The 15668-nt window shown below is 63.5% G+C and carries 19 protein-coding genes, 2 tRNA genes and 1 riboswitch; of the genes, 15 read left to right on the forward strand and 6 right to left on the reverse strand.

Annotated elements, in window-relative coordinates; translation table 11 throughout:
• Nucleotides 1-198: 198 nt before the first annotated feature.
• The 3 genes from metX to ABAC460_RS42770 form a co-directional block, all read right to left on the reverse strand.
• Entirely contained in the window at nt 199-1182 is a 984-nt protein-coding gene (gene metX, locus ABAC460_RS42760) for a homoserine O-succinyltransferase MetX (protein ID WP_031237302.1), read from the reverse strand.
• Nucleotides 1183-1270: 88 nt separating this feature from the next.
• A riboswitch (SAM riboswitch) is annotated at nt 1271-1379 on the reverse strand.
• Between the two features lie 14 nt (nt 1380-1393).
• Nucleotides 1394-2302 carry a DMT family transporter gene (locus tag ABAC460_RS42765; protein WP_023454977.1) on the reverse strand — a complete coding sequence of 303 codons (909 nt, stop codon included), beginning with the start codon at nt 2300-2302 and terminating at the stop codon, nt 1394-1396.
• 40 nt (nt 2303-2342) lie between these two features.
• Entirely contained in the window at nt 2343-3275 is a 933-nt protein-coding gene (locus ABAC460_RS42770; RefSeq protein WP_023454978.1) for an Ig-like domain-containing protein, read from the reverse strand.
• 155 nt (nt 3276-3430) lie between these two features.
• Here ABAC460_RS42770 and ABAC460_RS42775 point away from each other — a divergent pair, with 155 nt between their 5' ends.
• From ABAC460_RS42775 to ABAC460_RS48575, 4 genes are all read left to right on the forward strand, one after another.
• On the forward strand, nt 3431-5101 hold the full coding sequence (locus ABAC460_RS42775; protein ID WP_023454979.1) for an amino acid kinase family protein: 1671 nt from the start codon (nt 3431-3433) through the stop codon (nt 5099-5101).
• On the forward strand, nt 5098-5454 hold the full coding sequence (locus tag ABAC460_RS42780; protein WP_023454980.1) for an MmcQ/YjbR family DNA-binding protein: 357 nt from the start codon (nt 5098-5100) through the stop codon (nt 5452-5454). The genes ABAC460_RS42775 and ABAC460_RS42780 overlap by 4 nt, the downstream gene beginning before the upstream one ends.
• A 236-nt stretch (nt 5455-5690) precedes the next feature.
• Nucleotides 5691-6524 (forward strand): 23S rRNA (adenine(2030)-N(6))-methyltransferase RlmJ, encoded by an 834-nt coding sequence (gene rlmJ / locus ABAC460_RS42785; RefSeq protein ID WP_023454981.1) that lies wholly within the window; start codon nt 5691-5693, stop codon nt 6522-6524.
• Between the two features lie 106 nt (nt 6525-6630).
• Nucleotides 6631-7386 (forward strand): hypothetical protein, encoded by a 756-nt coding sequence (locus ABAC460_RS48575; RefSeq protein ID WP_023454982.1) that lies wholly within the window; start codon nt 6631-6633, stop codon nt 7384-7386.
• Here the strand turns inward: ABAC460_RS48575 and ABAC460_RS42790 are convergent.
• Complete coding sequence (locus ABAC460_RS42790; RefSeq protein ID WP_023454983.1) at nt 7383-8315, reverse strand: endonuclease/exonuclease/phosphatase family protein; 933 nt, start codon at nt 8313-8315, stop codon at nt 7383-7385. The genes ABAC460_RS48575 and ABAC460_RS42790 overlap by 4 nt on opposite strands.
• Before the next feature lie 89 nt (nt 8316-8404).
• On the opposite strand from ABAC460_RS42790, the gene ABAC460_RS42795 reads away from it, so the two are divergent.
• Nucleotides 8405-8893: a DUF4112 domain-containing protein gene (locus ABAC460_RS42795; protein ID WP_023454984.1), complete on the forward strand. Its 489-nt coding sequence runs from the start codon at nt 8405-8407 to the stop codon at nt 8891-8893.
• Between the two features lie 2 nt (nt 8894-8895).
• Here ABAC460_RS42795 and ABAC460_RS42800 read toward each other — a convergent pair whose 3' ends face one another.
• Nucleotides 8896-9198: a hypothetical protein gene (locus ABAC460_RS42800; protein WP_155914724.1), complete on the reverse strand. Its 303-nt coding sequence runs from the start codon at nt 9196-9198 to the stop codon at nt 8896-8898.
• Nucleotides 9199-9314: 116 nt separating this feature from the next.
• Nucleotides 9315-9389: transfer RNA gene (locus ABAC460_RS42805), tRNA-Thr, on the reverse strand.
• Between the two features lie 94 nt (nt 9390-9483).
• Here ABAC460_RS42805 and ABAC460_RS50510 point away from each other — a divergent pair.
• From ABAC460_RS50510 to ABAC460_RS42850, 10 genes are all read left to right on the forward strand, one after another.
• Entirely contained in the window at nt 9484-9654 is a 171-nt protein-coding gene (locus ABAC460_RS50510; protein WP_200863695.1) for a hypothetical protein, read from the forward strand.
• A gap of 75 nt (nt 9655-9729) precedes the next feature.
• Entirely contained in the window at nt 9730-11022 is a 1293-nt protein-coding gene (gene murA / locus ABAC460_RS42810; RefSeq protein ID WP_023454986.1) for a UDP-N-acetylglucosamine 1-carboxyvinyltransferase, read from the forward strand.
• The gene (locus tag ABAC460_RS42815; RefSeq protein ID WP_023454987.1) at nt 11022-11465 is read left to right on the forward strand and encodes a DUF2948 family protein; all 444 of its coding nucleotides are present in this window, start codon (nt 11022-11024) and stop codon (nt 11463-11465) included. Before murA ends, ABAC460_RS42815 begins: the two co-directional genes overlap by 1 nt.
• 100 nt (nt 11466-11565) lie before the next feature.
• Nucleotides 11566-12033, forward strand: coding sequence for a UPF0262 family protein (locus ABAC460_RS42820; RefSeq protein ID WP_023454988.1), 468 nt, complete (start codon nt 11566-11568; stop codon nt 12031-12033).
• A gap of 495 nt (nt 12034-12528) precedes the next feature.
• On the forward strand, nt 12529-13050 hold the full coding sequence (locus ABAC460_RS42825) for a porin family protein (RefSeq protein WP_023454989.1): 522 nt from the start codon (nt 12529-12531) through the stop codon (nt 13048-13050).
• Between the two features lie 182 nt (nt 13051-13232).
• Nucleotides 13233-13454, forward strand: a complete 222-nt coding sequence (gene infA / locus ABAC460_RS42830; protein WP_018081608.1) for a translation initiation factor IF-1 — start codon at nt 13233-13235, stop codon at nt 13452-13454.
• Between the two features lie 13 nt (nt 13455-13467).
• The gene (locus ABAC460_RS42835; protein WP_023454990.1) at nt 13468-14076 is read left to right on the forward strand and encodes a Maf family protein; all 609 of its coding nucleotides are present in this window, start codon (nt 13468-13470) and stop codon (nt 14074-14076) included.
• Nucleotides 14070-15089, forward strand: coding sequence for a ribonuclease E/G (locus ABAC460_RS42840; RefSeq protein WP_023454991.1), 1020 nt, complete (start codon nt 14070-14072; stop codon nt 15087-15089). The genes ABAC460_RS42835 and ABAC460_RS42840 overlap by 7 nt, the downstream gene beginning before the upstream one ends.
• Complete coding sequence (locus ABAC460_RS42845) at nt 15086-15319, forward strand: DNA gyrase inhibitor YacG (RefSeq protein ID WP_023454992.1); 234 nt, start codon at nt 15086-15088, stop codon at nt 15317-15319. The genes ABAC460_RS42840 and ABAC460_RS42845 overlap by 4 nt, the downstream gene beginning before the upstream one ends.
• A gap of 84 nt (nt 15320-15403) precedes the next feature.
• Nucleotides 15404-15479: transfer RNA gene (locus ABAC460_RS42850), tRNA-Phe, on the forward strand.
• Nucleotides 15480-15668: the final 189 nt, after the last annotated feature.

Raw genomic sequence — 15668 nt, forward strand, 5'->3', positions numbered from 1 at the left:
TTATCCCTCCCCGTTATACGGGGAGGTGGATCATTTGCGGCAGCAAATGAGACGGTGGGGGATTGGGCCCGCTGTCGTCTCTTATTGCCTCGTTCATCGTTCGGCGCCTGGAAATCCCCCTTCCGTCTGCGCGCTCCGCTTGCAGCCACCTCCCCCGTATAACGGGGGAGTATAAGAAGAAAAAGATATCGCCGATCTTTAGCGCAGCGACATTCGGACGATATCGGATACGGCCGGAATCTCCTTCAGGAAAGCGTCGTGGCCATACAGCGACGGAAAGTCGATAAATACGCTGTCGGCCAGTTGCGCGTGCAGCAGCTTCATGTCGTCATAGGGCACCAGCCGGTCGGTCGGCACCGCAGCCAGAAACACCTTGGCCTTGATCTTCGCCGGATCGACGCGGTGACGGTCCAGGCTGTCCGACATGGAAATCCAGCGGTTCACATCGGTCGCCGCATAGGCATCACCGCGCGCCCGCAGATAACCGCAGACCGTGTAGTTCTCGCCGGCCAACTCCGGCGGCGGGCCATCGAAACGCTCGGCGAATTCGGCATCCGACCGGTAGGTGGTCATGGCCAGTTGCCGCGCCAGGGAAATACCCTCGGCGTCGCGGCCGGTCGCCTTGCCGAACATCAGCAACCGGCGCTGCAGGCCGCGAAAGGCCGTCGCCATCGGATGGGCGCGATGGGCGGCCGAGATGATACAGAGGCGCTCGACCGCGTCCGGATACAGCTCGGCAAAAGCCAGGCCGATCATGGCGCCGTACGACGCACCGACAAAGTTGTAGATGCGCTCGACGCCCAGCTGATCCAGCAGCAGCTTGACCAGGCGGGCCTGGTCGTGGGTCGAGATAGTGTAAATCTGGCTGGCCGGCAGGCGCGGGGCGAACTCGATGCTGAGCACGCGCCAGACATTCAGATCCAGGGCTTCATTGGGGCCGGCGACGCCTTCCCACCAGCCCGGTGCGGCGGCGGTGGCGTCTTCCTTGGCGAACAGCACCCGGCCGGCCGAAATCCCGCCGGCAGCGACGACGACCGGCGCATTGGCCGGACCATATAGCCGCGCCACCACATCCGTCTGCTCCAGCTTCTGGCCGCTTTGCAGACGGAAATCGTCAGGAATAATAGCGGTAATGTCGGTCCCGTCGAGGTCGGGCGCGCTGAGGAAGGTGTGCATATTCATGGTGTGTCCGGTATGCATGCCGATGAAGGCAGAAAGATTCATCGGGACCAGACGGGAGAACGCCCCGCGCGACGGCGGGTTGGCGTGTCTCTCATCTTTCGGGGAAATGCGCCCCGTAGGAGTTGGCACCATTCCACAGGCTTGTGGCGGTTGCCCCAGCGTCGTCGGGCCTTTCCCTCGGCTGGTCTCGATGAGTAGCAATTTTCATGGCTCAATTTCGCAGTTGCGTCAAGAGGCCGGCCCGAATGCGCGTCCATTCGGCCAGCAGGATGCCGGCGCAGACCAGGCCCAGGGCGGCGATATGGAAACCGTGCAGGGGCTCGCGCAGGATCAACACCGCCAGGAAGACGCCGAAGATCGGCAGCAGGTTGATGAAGATGCCGGCGCGGTTGCTGCCGATCAGCGCATTGGCGGCGATATAGGCGCCGGCGGCGATCAGCGACGGGAACACCGCGGCATAGGCGACCACCCACCAACCCCGGGCGTCCGGCCATACCACAGGCATGTCATGATAGCGCCAGATCAGGGCCGGGACGCAGGCGACCAAAGCGCCGATACATGACGTCGCCAGGAAGGTCTTCCAGTGCAGGTCGGGCTTCCAGCGCAGCGCCGCGGTATATCCGGCATAGACCAGCACGGCGACCAGCATCATGGCGTCGCCGATATTGAGGTCGAGATGCAGCAACTGGCGGATATCACCATGGGTGGCGGTGACCAGAACGCCGCAGAAGGTCAGGATAAACCCGGCGATCTGGGCCAGGGTGGCGCGTAGCCGGAACAGCGCGAAGTTGAGGACGAAAATGACCAGCGGGATACCGGCCTGTTCGATCATGACATTGACCGTGCTGGTATGGGTCAGCGCCATGTAGAGCAGCAGGTTGAAAAGGGTGAACCCGATGGCGCCATAGGCCAGCAGCAACGGCCATTTCGCCGTGATGACGGGGAGGTCACGCTTCAGTTGGGGGATGCAGATGGCCAGGATCAGCAGGCAGGCAAAAACCCAGCGCAGGGTCGTCAGCAACACCGGTTCGATATGGCCGACCGCCAGCTTGCCGGCCACGCTGTTGCCTGCCCACAGGAAGTTGGTCAGGATCAGCAGGGCGTAGGCGCGTAAGGACATGCCCGGCTTCTAGGCGCAAAGCATGACCGGGTTCAAGCCCTTACCGGCACACCCGGATCGTATCGCCGGCCAATTGCCGAAGGTTGGTCAGGCTGACCGCGCCGGCTTCCGTTCCGGTCAGGTCGCGGGCCTGGCGGCTGCAACAGAAGCGGCCGGCTTCCCCCGCCGGCATAAGCGTGCCGGCGGGGGCGCAATAGGCGGCGAAGTCGACGTTCCCGGTGGTGTTGACGGTGTTGAAATTGACCGCCCGGCGCCAGCTCAGCAAGGTGCCGACGCGGGCGAAGGCCTTGTTGAACTGGGCCTGGCAGACCTGGGGCGGGCCGCCGGCACCGACGACCGCCGCCATCTCTTCGAACTTGCCGTCGCACATGCCGCCATCGCGGTTACGCACGCAGCATTCGTCATGCTCCCAACTGCCGGCATTGATGGTGCACGATCCACCGATACAGGTGCCGACGCCGCCAATGGTGTCGGAACAGCCCTGGCCGGCGGCGCCGAAGCAGCGTTCACCGTTGAGATTGATGGGACCCAGGACGCCGGGGTGCGGCTGCCGCGCCAGTTCGTCGGCTCTTTCCTGGACGGCGCGCCGGTCGATCGTCACGGTGCCGGGCGTCGGGGTTGGCGTCCCATCCGGGCAGACCGGGCCGCCGGACGCGGGCAGGGTGACGGTAGCCAGGGTCAGCGATCCCGGGATGCTTTGCTGCCCGCCGCGCGTGCCGGAATGCGCGGTGATGACCAGAGGACCGCTGCTGTCGGCCACGTTGAGAACCGCCACGCCATTGGCATTGGTGTGACCGAAACCGCGTGAGGCGCGAGCGGAGGAGGTCCCGGCGCAGACCGTGGCATTGGCCACCGGATTGCCGGCGGCGTCGCGGACCTGGACCTGCAGGGAAGTGTTGGCATAGGCCAGGCCGGCGATCAGGGCCATGGCGGCTAACGCGCCGGTAAAAGCTGAAATCCACGCCTTGGACATGACGGCCTCCCTTTGGACGAGCACAGCCTAGGCCGGGAGACGATCCGGCAAAATCCCGCGTTTCAGGGAGGTGAATTACCGCCTCACGGCAATTTTTGCTTTTCCTTTGGAGTGACCTCCTGTAGCGACCAGAACGAAGAAAGCAGGGCAGGCCTATGTCAATTCTCGTCGTCAAGTTCGGTGGATCGGTTCTGGTGTCCGAAAGCGCGCTGCAACGCGCCGTGTCGGAAATCTACCGCTATACCCGCGATGCCCGTAAGATCATCGCCGTCGTCTCGGCCTTCAAGGGCCAGACCGACCAACTGCTGCGCCTGGCCGGCGCCTATACCCAGGCGTCGTCGTCCTCGGCCACGCCCCATCTGGTCGCTACCGGCGAAATGCGCGCCGCCACCCTGCTGGCCATGGCCTGCGAACGTTCGGGTATTCCGACCCGCTTCCGCTCGGCCTATGAGATCGGCCTGGTCGCCGACGGCGAGCACCTGAACGCCAATCCGGTCGCCATGAAGCCCGAGGTCCTGACGAAGGACCTGGATAGCGTCGACCTGGTCGTCGTGCCGGGCTATGTCGCCGAAAACGCCGCCGGTGAACCGGTGCTGCTGGGCCGCGGCGGTTCCGACCTGACCGCCGTCTTTATCGCCGACAAGCTGGGCGCGCCGGTGCGCCTCTATAAGGACGTCGACGCCATCTACGACGCCGATCCGGCCCAGGTCGGCGATTCCGCCAAGCCCTTCGACAGCCTGAACTGGGACGAGGCGCTGAAGATCGCCTTCCCGGTGGTTCAGAACAAGGCCATGCGCTATGCCGCCGACAAGGGCCTGACCGTCGAGGTCGCCGGCCTGAGCAAGGGCTACCAGACGGTGTTGGGCGCGCCCACGGCCTACCGCAAGGCCGCCGTGCTGAAGCGGCCGATCCGCATCGCCGTCATGGGCGCCGGTGGCGTCGGGGCCAAGTTCCTGGAACGCTGCCTGGAATGGTCGGACCTGATCGAGGTCGACCGTGTCCTCGTGCGCGATCCGTCCAAGCGCCGTGATCACCCGCTGGCTGCCGCCTTTACCTCGGATGCGCGCAACTTCGTCCGCAACGATGTCGACGTCTTCGTCGATATCGGTACCGGCGTGTCGCCCTCGGCCGAGTTGCTGGAAGGCTTCCTCAAGGCCGGGGTGTCGGTGACCAGTGCCAACAAGCAGGCGGTGGCCGCTTCGGGTGACAAGCTGCGCGCCGCGGCCAAGGCGTCGGGCGCTATGCTGACCTATTCGGCCAGCGTCGGCGGGGGCGCTCCGGTGATCGAGGCGCTGAAACGCGCGGTCAAGTCGCACAAGGTCAAGTCGATCGCTGGCGTGCTGAACGGCACCTCCAACTTCGTCATTGACCAGGTGGAATCGGGCAAGAGCTTCGACGCAGCCATGGACGAGGCCCGCCGCCTGGGCTTTGCCGAGCCGGATTCGACGGCGGATCTCGACGGCACCGATGTCGGCGCCAAGCTGAAACTGCTGCGTGAGATCGCCTTCCCGGGCCTGACCCCAGCCCATCTCGAGGTCGGCCAGATCACCGAGGAATCGCTGATCATTCCGGCCGGCAAGGGGCTGCGCTATGTCGCGCGCTGCTATCTGACGGACGGCGGCTTGCAGGCGTCGATGAAGCTGGAAGTGCTGGATCGCGACCATTACCTGGTCGGCGCGCGCGGCGAGCAGAACCGCGCCATCATCGAGCTCGATAACGGCGAAACCTGGTACGTGACAGGCAAGGGCGCCGGAGCCTGGCCGACGACCGAATCCCTGCTGGCTGATGTGCTGCAGATCGCCCGCGAGCAAAAGCTGCAACAGTGACCCCGGAAAGCTGCAACGCCTTATGCGCCGGCCTGCCCGCCACCAGCCATGTGGTGCAATGGGGCGGTTCGGACGTGTGGAAGGTGAGCGGCAAGGTGTTTGTCATCGCCGGTGAAGAGGGCGACCACTTCGCCGTCAGTTTCAAGGTGTCGCAACTGGCCTTTGAAGCGTTGCGCGATCATCCTGACTGTCGGCCGGCGCCGTATCTGGCATCGCGCGGGATGAAATGGATTCAGTATTATCGCGGCGACGTCATGGATGACGGCGAACTGGAAGACCTTATCCGCCAGTCTCACGCCATCGTGGCGGCGGGATTACCGAAGAAGACGCGGGTGAGTCTGGGATTGACGTGAGGCGGTACGCTCCGTAGGACCCCTCCGTCTCGACTTGGTCGCCTGAAGGCTCCCTCGCTCGCCACCTCCCCACCTTCGGTAGGGAGGAGAAGAAAGAAGAAGCAAACTGTTCCTTACTTCTCCTCCCCATGACAATGGGGAGGTGTTGAGCAAGCAAGGCCCCCTATGGGCCGAAGCGCGTCGAAGCGGAGGGGTCCTCTTTGGACCTCGGTCACAGGTTCGAGGATGAGGCCACAATGAACTATCGTCACGGCTTTCACGCCGGCAACTTCGCCGACCTCGCAAAGCACGCCGCGGTCCTGACCTTGCTGCGTCTGATACGCGAGGCGGCCGAACCGCTGCTGGTGGTCGATACCCACGCCGGCGCCGGTTACTACGACCTGTCCAACCCGGATTTCGCCCGCTCCCGTGAGGCCGAAGCCGGGATCAAATACCTGATGAGCCAGGCCGTGCCGGAGAGCCTGCAACCCCTGGCCGGCTATGTTCGTGCCAAGAACGCCAAGGCCGGGTTCCGCGATCGCGTCGGCATCTATCCCGGATCGCCCGTCCTGGTGCTCGACCACATACGGACGGACGACCAATATGTCGGCTGCGAACTGCGCGAGGACGACTTCGGTTTCTTGCGCGAACGCATCGAACCGCGCGGCAAGGCGGTCAAGGAGGACGGCTATCAGGTGGCGCTCGATTCGACCGGATCGGCTCGGTCGCTGTTCTACCTGATCGACCCGCCGTTCGAACGCGGCGACGATTACGATAATCTGACCTCGACCCTGGCTGGCATCATCGGCCGCAGGCCTGATGCGCGGGTGCTGATCTGGCTGCCGCTGAAGGATCTCGAAACCTTCGACGCCTGGCTGCGCGGCCTGGAGCGCGAGATCGATCCGATGCCGGACAATCTCATCGCGGAGTTGCGCCTGCGGCCCTTGTGGAACCCCATGAAGATGAACGGTTGCGTGCTGATGGCCGTCAATCCGCCGGAAAATTTTGCAGCGCACCTAAAGCCTATTGCCGAAGATGTGGTCCGTGTTTTCGGCGAAGACGGCGGTCAGGCCCGTTTGTGGTCTTTATAAGGAAAGCGTAAACCTCAAATTGCCGTGAGGGCGATTCTCCTGGTTGGAGTCTGAATCGGGATGTGTTATGTTGCGGCGCAATATGGCCTGACCCCGAGGTAATGAGATGCTGACGATATCCGAAACCGAGTCGCCGAAGCTGTTCCCCTTCACCAGTTCCGATGAGATCAAGACCGCCTCCGAAAAGGCCGTCCACCTGTGGGTCGGCGCGTTTTCGCCCCTGTGGGTGCCGTTCTGGGCGTCGGCCAGCTTGGGCGTCGGCGCCTGGGCGGTGGCGCAGTCGCTGAGCCGTTCGGGCGAACTGTTCAAGGATCTGCCCCAGGTCACCAACCTGGCGGCGAAATGGCCGGGCTTTGTCACGCCGTCGCCGAAGGACTTGACCGAGGCCGTCGTCGAAACCGCTGAAACGGCCGCCGACCGCGTCAAGGCCGCGATCGACGATCAGCAGGCCGTAGTAGAACAGGTGGCGGAAACCGTTACCGAAGGCGTTGAGACTGTCGCTGAGGCGGCCCCGCCGGTGGTGGAAGCCGTGATCGACCCGGTCACCGAAACCCCGGTGGTTCCGGCCGTGGTCGAAGCGGTTGCGGAAACTCCGGCGGTCGTAACCGAGGCGGTTGCGGAGGTCGTCGAGGCGGCCGACCCGGCGCCGATCATCGAGGCCGTGGCCGAACCCGAGGTGGTCGCGCCCAAGCCGGCGGCGCCGAAGCCCATCGCCTCCGAACTGGCGGTGTCGAAGCCCGCGCCGAAGGCGGAAGCCGCGCCGAAGCCGGCCGCTGTTGCGGAAAAGCCGGTCGCCGTAGCCAAGCCTGCGCCTGCAAAACCGGCAGCCAAGCCTAAGCCCACACCCAAGCCGGAAGCCTAATCCGCTTTTGCCGGCTGGATATCGACCACGACCGGCCGGTGATCCGATCCGGTAAAGCCGCCGACCTGACGGCGGCTCAAAACCCGGTCTGGGCTGGCCAGGACGTTGTCGATGCCGACCCGAAGCAGCGACGGCAGGAAGCTGGGCCAGGTGCCGCGCCATACCGGCGCGGCGTGCAATCCGGTTTCCCGCATGAAATCCCCCATGCCGGAGGCGCAGGGCGGGGTGTTGAAATCACCGACCAGCACCAGGTCGTCGTCAGCCATGTCATTCAGCGAACGGGCCAGCCGTGAAAACTGCCGGCGCTGGTCTTCCGGGTCGCTGAACGGCCAGGGCCGCGTCAGGTGCGTCACGGCCAGGGTAAAGGGCCGGCCGGGGGCTGCGACCTCGACCGTCATCAGTGCGAAGCCGGCGGGACGGGGGCTTGGGCGTTTCAGCGGATAGCGCGACACGACCACCATGTCGTACCGGGCGGCGATATTGGGCCGGCCGGCTTTAAGGCCTTTGATCAGTTTTTCGCGTGCCGCCGGATTGGCCTCGATCAGCGCCACCACGTCAGGATTTTGCTTCTCTACCCACGGCAGCAGCTTTTCCGGCTCCGTGTTACGGATCAGCAGGTTGGCGAAGATCAGCCGCACCGGGGCGGCGTCCTTGTCCGGCGCGGCCTGTTTGGGAAAGGCCTGGGGCCACACGGACAGCACCATCATCACGCAGGCCAGGGCGGCCGCTCCGCCACCCCATTTCTGCCGCAGCAAAGCCAGGGCCGTGGCAACAAGCACAAAGGCCGTCAGGATCGGCACTGAGAAGATATCGATCAGGTAGAACAGCGGCCTATGCGGATTGGCCAGGCAGATCAGGGCAACTGCTACCATGGCGGCAGCGACCGCCAAGGCGGCGGCTTTCAGGATTTGCTGTAACAGTCGCAACATATCTGCCCCATCGCCGATTGACATTTTGCCGCGGCATGGCCTTAGCTGGTTTCCGCGAAAGGTTAATTTTCGCTTGCCGGGGGCGCTTCATGCTGGCCAAGTCGCACGATCATATCCAACGTATCTACGACTCGATTGAGTCCGTAAAGCGGCTGTCGGACCGCATCATCGGCATCGGACCGATCAATATCATCGGCCTGGACGGTATCCTGGCCCTGGTTCCGATACCGGGCGTGGGGACGGCCTATTCCGTCCTGGCCGGGCTATTCCTGCTCATCCAGGGGATGCGCGCCCGCGTGACACTGGGCACCCTGGCGACCGCGGTGATCATTCTTCTGATCGACAGCGGTCTGACCACGATTGAGGATATAGCGAAAATCTTTCCGCCCCTGGCCCTTATCCCGGGATTGATCGACGCCTTCTTCCAGGGCCACCTGTACGCCGCCCATTTGATCCAGAAGGATATCGAGCGGACGCACTATGTGCAGGGACGCCGTGGCAGCGCTGACGAACATCGCGAGCATTTGAACGACATGCACGCGCAAAAGGGCAAGAAGCGGGTGGTTTATCTCGGCTGAATTCAGCTGCGCGAACCGCGTAGGGCCCCATCGGTCGGAATGGCGCTCTCAGTGATCGAGTTCCACAGAAAGATCGCGCCACGACTGGCGATGGCCATGCTGGTGCCGATGACATCGTTGTGGTGAAGCTGATAGCCCTTGAAGGTATCGCTGGCGGCATCGAAGCCTATCGCGGAGATATCGCCGCCGGTGGCGAGCTGACGCAGTTCGTTATAGTCGGACGCCGTCAGGTCGAACTGAGCAATCACCTGTCCGCTTTGTAAAGCCTGGGCAATTGCGTGGTTGAGACGCTCAACGATTGTCATCGGGTACTCCCTGTGTGCGTCAATGGTCGCACTCAGAAAATAAAGGAACAATCTGGAGATGGCGTGACGCGTACTGAAAAATGGCCGGGGCCCGGCTCTTGCGAACCGGGCCCCGATGGTGCCGTATGGCAGGATTGAACTGCCGACCTCAGCCTTACCAAGGATGCGCTCTACCACTGAGCTAATACGGCGAAGAGGGTGCGGCTATAGCCAAACTTTTCCGGAAGGCAAAGCGAAAAATCACGACCCCTTGAATTTCTTCCACGCTTTTCGTAACTCAGCTCCATGAGTGAACCCAGACTTTCAGAAAAAGCCAACCTTTCTGAAAAAGAAAGACGGGAGCAGGCGCTGCAGAAGGCGCTGCGCGAGAACCTGCGCCGCCGCAAGGCCGCTGCCGTTACGCCCCCCCCGCCCGATCACGAAAATACGACGGCGCCCGACGCCGAAAAACAATAAGCCGTATTGCGCACGGCCTATTGTGATGTAGAACCGCGACTCCCGTTTCGCGTACCTTTACTTACGGACATCCATATGGATCGCATCGCCATCGAGGGCGGCAGCCCGCTGTTCGGAGACATTCCCGTCTCCGGGGCCAAGAATTCCGCCATCAAGCTGATGGCCGCCTCGCTGCTGACCTCGGAACCGGTGCGCCTGACCAACATGCCGCGCCTGGCCGATACCCGCCTGCTGTCGCGTCTGCTGGTGCGATTCGGCTGCGCGATTTCCGAGTCGGATGAGGGCGGTCAGTCCATGACCCTGCACACGCCGGAAATCACCTCGGCCTTTGCCCCCTATGACCTGGTCCGCCAGATGCGTGCCTCGTTCAATGTCCTGGGGCCACTGCTGGCCCGCACCGGCCACGCCAAGGTCTCGCTGCCCGGCGGCTGCACCATCGGCGCGCGTCCGGTCGATCTGCACCTGAAGGCGCTCGAAGCTTTGGGCGCCCATATCGACATGCACGAAGGCTATGTCTTCGCCCAGGCGCCGCGCGGCCTGCGGGGCGCGGAAATCGAGTTTCCCTTCGTCTCGGTTGGCGCGACCGAACATGCCCTGATGGCGGCTGTTCTGGCCCAAGGCACGACGGTCATGACCAACTGCGCCTGCGAGCCGGAAATCGTCGACCTGGCCGAATGCCTGAACGCCATGGGCGCGAAGGTCGGCGGCGCCGGCACCACCACCATCGTGGTCGAAGGCGTGACCAGCCTGCACGGTACCGACTGGGCCGTCATCTGCGACCGCATCGAAGCCGGTACCTACGCCGCCGCCGCCGCCATGGCCGGGGGCGAAGTCCGTCTGACCGGCGTGCGGCCGGAGCTGATCTCCATCCTGCTGGACAAGCTGGCCCAGGCCGGCTGCGGAATCCATCGCGGCGTCGACACGGTCACCATTACCCGTAAAGACGGCAAGCTTAAGCCGGTCGATCTCGAAACCCAGGTCTATCCCGGCTTTGCCACCGACCTGCAGGCCCAGTTCATGGCGCTGATGACCCTGGCTGATGGCGAGAGTGTCATCCGCGAAACCATCTTCGAAAACCGCTTCATGCACGTGCCCGAACTGGGCCGTCTGGGCGCCGATATCTCGGTCTCCGGCGGTGAGGCGCGGGTGCGGGGTGTCTCCGAACTGCGTGGCGCCCAGGTGATGGCGACCGACTTGCGCGCCTCGGCCTGCTTGGTCATTGCCGGCCTGGCGGCGCGGGGTGAGACCATTATCAACCGCGTCTATCACCTCGACCGTGGTTTCGAGAACCTGGAAGGCAAGCTGTCGGCCTGTGGCGCCAATATCAAGCGGCTCAAGGGTACGGAGCCGATTCTGGAAGACGAGTGATGTTCGGCAAGCCGCCACCCAAACCGATACGACTGATCGCGGAAGAGGCCTCCGACCTGCCGCCGATCTCGGCCCTGGTCCAGGACGCCGCCCTGCGTTTTGGCGACATGGCCTATGACCGGGCGGGCCGCCACTTTACCCTGCGCATGAACCGGTTCTGCCACGAAGCCGGTGGCCGCCAACCGCTGCGGGCGCCGTCGGTGCTGCGCATTTCCGGCGTTGACAAGGTGCAGGTTCGCGGCCTGGATGCCAGGAATACCAAGCAGATCCTCAGCCTGCTGGATATTTCCGTTGAACCGCTGGAAGCGCCGGCGGCAGTATTGATCCTGCGATTTGCCGGCGAGGGGACGCGCGACATCCGTATCGAAACCGAATGCGTCGATGTCTTATTGCTGGACCTGGCCGCCCCGCACCGGGCAAAGTCGACTCCTAACCATACTTAGCGCTCAAGCGCCGCGAGGCTCCTCGCAGAGGCTCGGGCGGGCAGTCGCCCTTGCCAAATCACAGAGAGTCGTGATTTGGAGAACCTGAAAGGGTCACACTATGAAACTTGCCCGCATCGACATCGACGAAGCCAGCCTGTCGGCACCGACCGACCAGATCGAGCACGAGCGCAAGGTTGCCATGTTCGACCTTGTCGAGCGCAACAGCTTTACCCCGGAAGGCGCGGCCGAAGCCGGATCGGACGGGCCGTTCGACCTGCGTCTGGCGTTCGAGGACAACCGTCTGGTGTTCGACATCACCGGTCCGAACTTCGCGCGCAAGATCATGCTGTCCATGTCGCCGTTCAAGACGATGATGCGCGACTACCAGATGATCTGCGAAAGCTATTACGAGGCGCTGAAGAACGCCACGCCGTCACAGATCGAGTCGATCGACATGGGCCGCCGCGGCGTTCACAACGAAGGCGCCGAGCTGCTGACCGAGCGGCTGAAGGGCAAGGTCGAGATCGATCACGAGACGTCACGGCGTCTATTCACCCTGATCAACGCCCTACATCTGCGGCTTTGATTAAATTACCTCTCCCCGCGCGCGGGGAGAGGACGAGAGCCGAGTGTAACGAAGGCGATCGGGTGAGGGGCCTTCCGAAGACATTTGCTCACCTGAATTGTCCGTGTGCCCCTCAGGCTCGCCGCCCTGCGCCTCACCTTTCCCCGTGAACAACAGGAAGGGCGGACTCTACGATCTTTGCGACTCGGCAAAAATTTCCTATCCTTATGATTTTCTTACATTTTTGTCATTTATCCGGCGTTCATCAACACGGCCGGAACAAGGCTTAAACCGGACATCCGGCCACATAAAAGGCCCTGGCATGACCGTCTCGCCATAGTTGGCCGCAAATACCCTGAAAAGACCTGCAAATGGCCCCACGAGAGCCCGCTCCGATCGCCATATTACTTGGCAGGCGGCGACATGATCGCTGCCGTTAGAGCCTCATGCCAAAAAGTGGACTGCCACTTTTTGGATAAGCATGAGGCGTCAAAAAAAGACTATGGAGCACATATTATGAAGACCCTTCTTATCGCTACCGCCGCGACCGCCATTGCCCTGTCGGGCGCCGCTGCCGCCAATGCCCAGGACGTCGGTCAGGTTTACGGCTCGATCGGCTATCAGGGCACCAAGAACGACACCACGGACACCAACGTCAACGGCATCAATGCCCGCGTCGGTACCAAGCTGACCCCGCACTTCGGCGTTGAAGGTGAAGCCGCCTTCGGCACCAACAAGGACAATGGTCCGGGCGGCGACTACAAGCTGACCAACAAGGTAGCCGCCTATGGCGTCGGCTTCGTGCCGGTATCGCCGCGCTTCGACCTGATCGGCCGCGTCGGCGTCTCCGACACCAACCTCAAGGCCCCGGCCGTTGCCGGCAAGCTGGAACAGGGCACGGCCCTGGAATACGGCGTCGGCGCCCAGTATCACCTGGATAACGACTTTGCCCTGCGCGCCGACTACACCAAGTCGGACTTCAGCGGCGACAAGGGTGAAGCCGGCACTACCTCGATCAATCTGGTCAAGAAGTTCTAGGCTTTTGGCAGTTTGATCCCAAAACGCCCCTCGCCAGCCGGCGAGGGGCGTTTTGCCTTATGGGCGCAGAAACTAAAGCTTTCCCTTTGAGGCCTTTCGGTATAAACGGGCGCACTCACGACCGGCGCCCCATCGAGTCCCGCAGCGGGCAGGCGCGTCCGTTTCACGATTTGAGAGACCGAATGGCAAAAGAAGAACTCCTTGAGTTTCCGGGTACGGTGATCGAACTGCTCCCCAATGCGACCTTCCGCGTCAAGCTGGAAGAGAGCGGGCACGAGATCATCGCCCACACGGCGGGCAAGATGCGCAAGAACCGCATCCGCGTCCTGGCCGGCGACCGTATCCTGGTCGAAATGACGCCCTATGACCTGACCAAGGGCCGTATCACCTACCGCTTCAAGTAAGCCCGGATCAGGCATGGCTGCCAAAGTCCCTGAAAACTGCAGCCCCCTGATGCAGGCACAGCTTATTTTGGCCAGCGCCAGCCCGCGCCGCCGCGACCTGCTGGCGCAGATCGGCATCGCGCCGGACATCATTGCCGCCGCCGATCTCGACGAATCCCCTCGCAAGGACGAAACGCCCCGCAACCTGGCCCTGCGTCTGGCCCAGGACAAGGCGCGCGCCGTCGCTACAACTCACACCGGCTTCGTCCTGGCCGCCGATACGGTGGTCTGTGTCGGCCGCCGCGTGCTCGACAAGGCCCATGACGCGGCCGACGTCGCCCGCTGCCTGGAGCTTATGTCGGGCCGTGGTCACCGCATCTACACCGGCATCGCGGTCATCGCCCCGTCGGGCAAACTGTCCTCACGCGTGGTCGAAACCCGTATCACCTTCAAGGTGCTGACCCCGGCCGAGATCGCCGCCTATGCCGCCTCGGACGAAGGCCTGGGCAAGGCCGGCGGCTACGGCATCCAGGGGCGGGCAGGGGGCTTCGTTACCCACCTGGTCGGCAGTTTCACCGCCGTCGTCGGTTTGCCACTGTATGAGACCCGCTGCCTGCTGGAGGGAGCGGGCTATTCATGCTGACCCTGCATTACGAGGCCCGCTTCGGCCTGGCCCGCGGCGCGGTCTGGTGGCAGGGCAAGCCGCACCTGTTCGCCCAGGGCTATGAATACGACCCTTCGCTGGGCGTGCTGGGGACGCGTTCGGTCGCGCGCCTGCGCGCCAAAGCGGGCAATCTGCTGTTCCTGAAACTGGCCGATGGCGAGGATGCCGTGCTGGAAGGACCGAACGAGGTTCTGACCAGGCTGAACGAAGGCGCCACGGTCGAGGTCGAGATCATCGCCGAATCGCGCAACGCCGGCGCAAAACTGGCGCGCGCCCGGTATGTAGCGCCGGCGACGGGTGAGCTTCGCCGCCTCTCGCCGGTCCTAAGCCTGAAGGCGCGTCTGCTTGCGCAGGCCGTGAGCCTGATCGGCGACCGGCCCGTCGAAGAGGTTTTCGATCGCGACGTTATCGACCTGGCGCAGGACGAAGCGGTCCGGCCTTCCGGCGACCTGGCCGGCGGCGGCTATCTCCATATAGAGCCCACCAGCGCCCTGATCGCCTGCGATGTCGATTCGTCGGGCGGTACCGAAGGCGGCCTCGCCGCTGCGCCCGTGGCCGGTCGCGTCTGCAACGAAGCCGCCGTCCGCGATCTGGGCCGTCGCCTGCGCCTGTCGGGCCGGGCGGGACTGGTCGTGGTTGACCTGATCGGCAAGCGCCATGATGGCGATCGCCTGCGCACCCTGCTAATGCAGGGCTTTGCCGCTGAGGCGCCGCGTCTGGTCGTCGCCCCGATCGGCAAGTTCGGCACCCTGGAATTCACCCGGCCGTGGGGGGCACGCCCCGCCGGGGATTTTCATCTCTTGACCGCCGCTATATATAGTCTGTGGCAAGCCATCCGCCTGTCGGAGCAGGACCGTAGCCGTGTTATCGTCATCCGCCACCAGGCCGGGGTCATCGACGGGCTGCGCCCGCTGCTTGCGGGATCTCTGGATCCGCTTGCCCCCATGCTGCGCCTGGAAGTCGCGCCCAAATCCGAGGTTTTTGCCCTGTGACCGTCCGTTACTGCACCCGTTGCCGCAAGCCCTATGGCGAAGCCGTCGAAGGCGTCGTCAATGCGGCGCGCACCTACGCCCCGTTCTGTTCGAAACGCTGCGCCGATGTCGACCTGGTCCATTGGCTGAAGGGCGAGTACGTGATCGGCGATGATGGCGATCTGAGCCTGGCCGAGGAGACCGAGGCGCCGCCGCCACGGTCGCGTCCGGCTGATGAAGAAGAAGCCTGAAAAACTTCACTTTCCGGCTTGCCAAGCGCAAACGGCTCGCCTATAGACCTGCCTCCCTCGGGCGCGAAGGCGCCGGGTTCAGGGGCCTGGATAGCTCAGTTGGTAGAGCAGCGGATTGAAAATCCGCGTGTCGCTGGTTCGATTCCGGCTCCAGGCACCATCTCCTCCCTTTGCATCGTTGTCGAGCCGGCTGTTTTTGAAACAACAGGCGTACGCCGCCTGAGGTGTACGGCGATGCCGGCAGGTCTCCTCTGCGGGGAATATGGGGCCGGGCTCGCATTCCGCCGTTATTTTTGCGTTGAACTTGTCACAGACATTGGTCATGACTGAGGCAGGCCGCGGGGCGGGA

This window comes from Asticcacaulis sp. AC460, from assembly GCF_000495795.1.
Classification (GTDB): Bacteria; Pseudomonadota; Alphaproteobacteria; order Caulobacterales; family Caulobacteraceae; genus Asticcacaulis.

Bases quoted from the DNA above. Each gene is read 5' to 3' on its own strand.
- metX (WP_031237302.1), bottom strand. From the start codon at position 1,182: ATGAATATGCACACCTTCCTCAGCGCGCCCGACCTCGACGGGACCGAC.
- ABAC460_RS42765 (WP_023454977.1), bottom strand. From the start codon at position 2,302: ATGTCCTTACGCGCCTACGCCCTGCTGATCCTGACCAACTTCCTGTGG.
- ABAC460_RS42770 (WP_023454978.1), bottom strand. From the start codon at position 3,275: ATGTCCAAGGCGTGGATTTCAGCTTTTACCGGCGCGTTAGCCGCCATG.
- ABAC460_RS42775 (WP_023454979.1), top strand. From the start codon at position 3,431: ATGTCAATTCTCGTCGTCAAGTTCGGTGGATCGGTTCTGGTGTCCGAA.
- rlmJ (WP_023454981.1), top strand. From the start codon at position 5,691: ATGAACTATCGTCACGGCTTTCACGCCGGCAACTTCGCCGACCTCGCA.
- ABAC460_RS48575 (WP_023454982.1), top strand. From the start codon at position 6,631: ATGCTGACGATATCCGAAACCGAGTCGCCGAAGCTGTTCCCCTTCACC.
- ABAC460_RS42790 (WP_023454983.1), bottom strand. From the start codon at position 8,315: ATGTTGCGACTGTTACAGCAAATCCTGAAAGCCGCCGCCTTGGCGGTC.
- ABAC460_RS42795 (WP_023454984.1), top strand. From the start codon at position 8,405: ATGCTGGCCAAGTCGCACGATCATATCCAACGTATCTACGACTCGATT.
- ABAC460_RS42800 (WP_155914724.1), bottom strand. From the start codon at position 9,198: ATGACAATCGTTGAGCGTCTCAACCACGCAATTGCCCAGGCTTTACAA.
- ABAC460_RS50510 (WP_200863695.1), top strand. From the start codon at position 9,484: ATGAGTGAACCCAGACTTTCAGAAAAAGCCAACCTTTCTGAAAAAGAA.
- murA (WP_023454986.1), top strand. From the start codon at position 9,730: ATGGATCGCATCGCCATCGAGGGCGGCAGCCCGCTGTTCGGAGACATT.
- ABAC460_RS42815 (WP_023454987.1), top strand. From the start codon at position 11,022: ATGTTCGGCAAGCCGCCACCCAAACCGATACGACTGATCGCGGAAGAG.
- ABAC460_RS42820 (WP_023454988.1), top strand. From the start codon at position 11,566: ATGAAACTTGCCCGCATCGACATCGACGAAGCCAGCCTGTCGGCACCG.
- ABAC460_RS42825 (WP_023454989.1), top strand. From the start codon at position 12,529: ATGAAGACCCTTCTTATCGCTACCGCCGCGACCGCCATTGCCCTGTCG.
- infA (WP_018081608.1), top strand. From the start codon at position 13,233: ATGGCAAAAGAAGAACTCCTTGAGTTTCCGGGTACGGTGATCGAACTG.
- ABAC460_RS42835 (WP_023454990.1), top strand. From the start codon at position 13,468: ATGGCTGCCAAAGTCCCTGAAAACTGCAGCCCCCTGATGCAGGCACAG.
- ABAC460_RS42840 (WP_023454991.1), top strand. From the start codon at position 14,070: ATGCTGACCCTGCATTACGAGGCCCGCTTCGGCCTGGCCCGCGGCGCG.